Source organism: Algoriphagus sp., from assembly GCF_024642405.1.
Taxonomy (GTDB): domain Bacteria; phylum Bacteroidota; class Bacteroidia; order Cytophagales; family Cyclobacteriaceae; genus Algoriphagus.
In genome coordinates, this window is record NZ_JAHEBC010000327.1 from 1 (window position 1) to 4,262 (window position 4,262).

The 4,262-nt window shown below is 35.1% G+C and carries 5 protein-coding genes; 2 read left to right on the forward strand and 3 right to left on the reverse strand.

Annotation, left to right across the window (positions count from 1 at the left end; translation table 11 throughout):
• From Q0L68_RS17040 to Q0L68_RS17050, 3 genes are all read right to left on the reverse strand, one after another.
• On the reverse strand, window positions 1-622 hold a 622-nt coding region (locus tag Q0L68_RS17040), incomplete at its 3' end, for an aminotransferase class III-fold pyridoxal phosphate-dependent enzyme (RefSeq protein ID WP_296705442.1).
• 14 nt (window positions 623-636) lie between these two features.
• The gene (locus Q0L68_RS17045) at window positions 637-1,533 is read right to left on the reverse strand and encodes a class I SAM-dependent methyltransferase (protein WP_296705444.1); all 897 of its coding nucleotides are present in this window, start codon (window positions 1,531-1,533) and stop codon (window positions 637-639) included.
• Between the two features lie 36 nt (window positions 1,534-1,569).
• Window positions 1,570-2,394, reverse strand: a complete 825-nt coding sequence (locus Q0L68_RS17050) for an SDR family NAD(P)-dependent oxidoreductase (RefSeq protein ID WP_296705446.1) — start codon at window positions 2,392-2,394, stop codon at window positions 1,570-1,572.
• A gap of 177 nt (window positions 2,395-2,571) precedes the next feature.
• Here Q0L68_RS17050 and Q0L68_RS17055 point away from each other — a divergent pair, with 177 nt between their 5' ends.
• On the forward strand, window positions 2,572-3,381 hold the full coding sequence (locus Q0L68_RS17055; protein ID WP_296705448.1) for a 1-acyl-sn-glycerol-3-phosphate acyltransferase: 810 nt from the start codon (window positions 2,572-2,574) through the stop codon (window positions 3,379-3,381).
• 2 nt (window positions 3,382-3,383) lie between these two features.
• The coding region (locus Q0L68_RS17060; RefSeq protein WP_296705449.1) for a GNAT family N-acetyltransferase at window positions 3,384-4,262 on the forward strand (879 nt) is incomplete at its 3' end.

Below are 4,262 nucleotides of genomic sequence, written 5' to 3' on the forward strand. Positions count from 1 at the left end.
ATCTTTTTCTTAAAGCCTGAAAATAAGCCTTATTGCCGACTCGGATTCCAGCTTCTCCTTGAATTGTTTCTATAACCACTGCAGCAGTTTCTGAATTGATATTTTCTAAGTGGGTATGATCGCCATATTGAATATTCGAAATTCCAGGCAATAATGGGCGATAGGCTCTTTTGAAAATTTCATTCCCTCCAATGCTCAATGCACCATGCGAACTTCCATGATAAGCATTAACACAAGAAATGATATTTCTTCTTCCAGTGTACCGTTTCGCTAATTTTAAAGCGCCTTCGATCGCTTCTGATCCGCTATTGACGAGGTATACATTGTCCAAATGATTAGGTAAAGTAGCGCAAAGAGATTTGGCCAGTTGAGATTGAGGGCTTTGAACATACTCTCCATATACCATCAAATGAAGGTACTTATCAAGTTGACCTTGGATGGCTTCTAGAACTTTTGGATGTCGGTGTCCTACATTGCTTACTCCAATCCCAGAAATTAAGTCTATGTAATTTTCTCCATTTGGACCGTATATGTAAACCCCTTCAGCTTTTTCCACCTCAATCATCAGCGGAAAATCTGTGGTTTGAGCTAAATTTTGGAGAAATAGTTGTCGATTATTCATTAAGAACTGTTGTTTCAATAACTTGAGAACCTGAAGAAAATACCGAGTGGTAGTTTTTTATCAAATTTATCTTTCAAGTATAGCTCCCCATGTTCTGCATTTTCAACTTTAGAAAAGTTGGTTTTAATGAGGTTTGCAGCGATAAGAGAAGAAAAACTCAAAGAGTACATATTGAGCAAAAGAAAGTGATTTTCTTTATCTAAAATTTCAGCGCAAACTTTTAGCATTTCATTGATCTGTTCTTCCAAAACCCATTTTTCTCCATCTGGACCTCTTCCATAGGCAGGGGGATCAAGTATAATTCCCTGATAAATATTTCCTCTCCGCGCTTCTCTTTTGATAAATTTCATGGCATCGTCTACTATCCAACGGATACCTTCCAAACCGGAGGACTCCATATTATGCCTTGACCAAGTGACCACTTGTTTTACAGAGTCCAAGTGAGTGACTTCGGCACCTGCGGCTCTTGCAGCAACAGAGGCAGCTCCTGTATAGGCAAAAAGGTTTAATACTTTAGGTTTTGCTACCGGGCTGTTTTTGATTTTGGAATATAAATAATCCCAGTTTACTGCCTGCTCTGGAAAAAGACCAATGTGCTTAAAAGATGTTTGAGCAAGATTCAATTTGATATTAAGACCAGCTTTATTGGAATACCCAATGCCCCAATTATGCGGCATTCGTTTTAATTGTTCCCATTGGCCTTTTTCAGGATTGTTTTTCTCTTTTGCAAAGTGTGCATGAGCTTGGCTTTTCCATTCACTTTCAGGTAAAGATTTATCCCAAATTGCTTGTGGTTCTGGCCTACTCATAATGAATTGACCGAACCGTTCTAACTTTTCAAATCCACCCGTATCAATAAGTTCGTAATCATCCCAGTCACCTGGGCTAAGAGAAAGAATTGTTTCTTGCATGCCTATTTGTATCAGTTTGCAAAAATAAGGAAATAATCAGGAAAGGATTTCCTCGATCTTTTTTAAACTAAAATCATATAGCTTCTTTTGAATTTTTAAATCCTTGGATTTGGAAATCGGATTTTTTAGTTTTTTGCTGATATAATAGCCTCCTGATTGGAGTTGTGATTTTGGGGTATTGGCCAGAAAAACACTTGTTTCAGCACCTTTTTTTGCACTGATAAAAAATAATTTACTCAAAGAAATAATAGCCTTTGAAATTAAATTAGCTTCAGAACCAAAAGAAGTTTTTACTGCACCGGGATGAAGAGAATATGTACTGATTCCACCATTTCCGTAGTTGTAATTGAAATAATTGCTAGTTAAAATGTTGTAAAGCTTTACTGTCCCATAATTACTCCAGCTATTTGATCTTCTTTTAAGGCCAAGATCTTCTGATCGAATTGTACCAATTCTATGAGCCTCAGAACTCACAAAGATTATTTTTCCTTTTGCTTTAGTTAGATTTGAAAGCAATAAATTAGTCAGATGAAAGTGCCCTAAATGATTCACAGCAAAAGACCAGTCCAAACCTTCCTTGGTTTTCAGATCACTAGGAAATATACCGCCCGCATTGTTAATCAATAAATCAACTTTTTCATAAGTCTCTGAGATTTGCCTCCCTGCTTTATCTACACTTTTAATCGAGCTTAAATCCATTTCTATGCAATGGAATTTTTCAGGATTTTTAAATTCGTTAACTATTTCTAAAGCCTTTTTTAAATTCCTGACGGGTAAAATGATTTTATTGAAATTGGGGTAAAGTGATCTTATTGTTTCCAGACCTATTCCGGATGTACTTCCTGTAATGACTAAATTCATATTCATGTATTTTAAAATAAAACAAAAATTAAGTGTCTTGGTTTTCAGTTAGGTAGTATCAAAGTTCAATTGAAATAGTCCAAAAACCTGTTTTTTCTTATTTTTAGATTTATTTTTCAAAGAAATTCTTTTTGAATTTTATTGAATCGCCCGCAATCAGACCAGTAATCTATTCCCATGCCTGAAAAGTTTATCGATGTTAAGAAAGTGATAGCGGATAAGAATCCTAAGCTTCTCAAATGGATGCCTGGTTTTGTTTTGTCCTATATCAGAAAAGTAATTCATGAGGACTGGCTAAATGAGATTATGGGTAGAATCCATCACTTGAAAGGGTTAGATTTTGTAAATGCTGTAATTGAAGAATTTAACATTGAAGTAGAATTAATAGGCGAGGAGAATATTCCTAAATCCGGAGGTGTAATTATAGCAGCAAATCATCCCTTGGGTGGTATGGATGGGATTGCATTAATGTATGCTGTAGGTAAAATCAGAAAAGACATCAGATTTTTAGTAAATGATTTATTGATGTCTTTCGAGAATTTCCAACCTATTTTTGTTCCTGTGAATAAACTTGGGAAGAATTCGCAGAAGAATCTCGATAATATAGATAGGGTATATGCACAAGAATATGTAGTTATGGTTTTTCCTGCTGGTTTAGTCTCTAGGAAGTCTCCTGAAGGGGTAAGAGATTTATTATGGAAAAAAAGCTTTATCTCAAAGGCCAAAAAGTATCAAAAAGATATAATTCCTTGCTTTATTGAAGGGAAGAATTCAAAGTTTTTTTACAATTTGGCTAATTGGAGAAAAAAAATAGGAATTCAAGCCAATATAGAAATGTTTTATCTTGCTGATGAAATGTACCAGCAACAAGGTAAAAAAGTTAAGATCCGTCTCGGAGAGGCATTCAAACATATTGATTTAGATAAGAGTAAGACTGATGCCCAATGGTCTGATCATATTAAAAAATTGGTTTACAAATTAGGATAAAAATGAGTGAAGAAGCAGAAATTATTCCTCCGGTTGATACGGCTTTATTAAAAGCGGAACTGACTGCAGATCGATTTCTTCGATATGCAAACAACGGGGATAATCTGGTCTTTTTGGTGAATTATCATAATGCTCCAAATGTGGTAAGAGAAATAGGTAGACTTCGTGAGTTGACATTTAGAGCTGCTGGTGGTGGGACAGGCCACTCTTTGGATCTAGATGAAAATGATACTTGCGAGAATTGCTATGATCAATTAATCACTTGGAGTCCTGAAGATGAGGAAATTGTAGCCGGTTACCGTTTGATAAATTGCAAAAATGCTATCAAAAAAGATGGCTCAATTAATCTTTCAACAACTCATTTATTCGATTTTTCAGAAAAATTTATCAAGGAATTTATCCCATTTACAATTGAGCTCGGACGATCATTCGTTCAGCCAAAATATCAACCAAGTTTAGATAATAGAAAAGGGATTTTCAGCCTTGATAATTTGTGGGATGGATTAGGGGCTGTGGTTCTTTTAAATCCTGAAGTAAAGTTTCTTTTTGGTAAAGTTACTATGTATCCGCATTACAATAGAGAAGCTAGAGATTTGCTTTTACTTTTTATGAATCATTATTTTCCAGACAAAGAGGGGTTGGTAAAACCGAAACCTGATATTAGATTGGATTATGAAACAGATTTGCCATCTAAAGGAAATCCTTTTGAAGGATTGGAATATAAAGAAGGGTATAAAGTTTTAAATGCAAAAATCAGATCTTATGGGGAAAATATTCCGCCATTGATTAACACTTACATGAACCTTTCTCCAACGATGATGACTTTTGGAACAGCACTAAATGATGAATTTGGAGAAGTTGAAGAGACTGGTATTTTAATT